The sequence below is a fragment of the Sphingobium sp. BHU LFT2 genome (genome assembly GCF_018604485.1).
GTDB classification, from domain to species: Bacteria; Pseudomonadota; Alphaproteobacteria; order Sphingomonadales; family Sphingomonadaceae; genus Sphingobium; species Sphingobium yanoikuyae_A.
In genome coordinates, this window is the sequence record NZ_JAFCGW010000093.1 from 1 (window position 1) to 464 (window position 464).

Annotated in this window: 2 pseudogenes; both read right to left on the reverse strand. The window is 62.5% G+C overall.

The features are described 5' to 3' along the window. Window positions 1-227, reverse strand: a pseudogene (locus tag JQK15_RS26620) (protocatechuate 4,5-dioxygenase subunit alpha); the annotation flags it as partial. A gap of 84 nt (window positions 228-311) precedes the next feature. Then, a pseudogene (locus JQK15_RS27205) lies at window positions 312-464 on the reverse strand (amidohydrolase family protein); the annotation flags it as partial.

Genomic DNA, 464 nt, shown 5'->3' on the forward strand with positions numbered 1-464 from the left:
CGATTATAGTCGCGGTCCAGGATCGCCTGTTTCTGCGCCTCGGTCATCGGCCATTCGTCGATATAGGCGCGCTCGCCGGCCAGCCAGCGGACGCGGTTTTCCGCCTTCATCAGGCTCATCGCGAACTGGTTCATCCAATAGCCCTGACGCGCCCGCGCCGCCGTATAGACGCGGGTGCCGGGGATATCGTCGAACTCGGCGAGATATTCGTGGATATCGATGCTCATCTCATCCTCTCTTGGCATCCATCCCCCGGCCCTTCCTTCCAACAAAGGACCGGGGGATGAACGCGCCCCTCCGCGGGGATAGGTTTACAGGCCGCGCGCCTTCAATTGCGCGTCGAGCCGGGGGAAGACCCGGCGGGCATTGCCCTCGAAGATCGCGGCACGCTCGCCCTCGCTGATGTCCAGCGCATCGACATAGCGCTTGGTATCGTCGAAATAATGGCCGGTGGTGGGATCGAT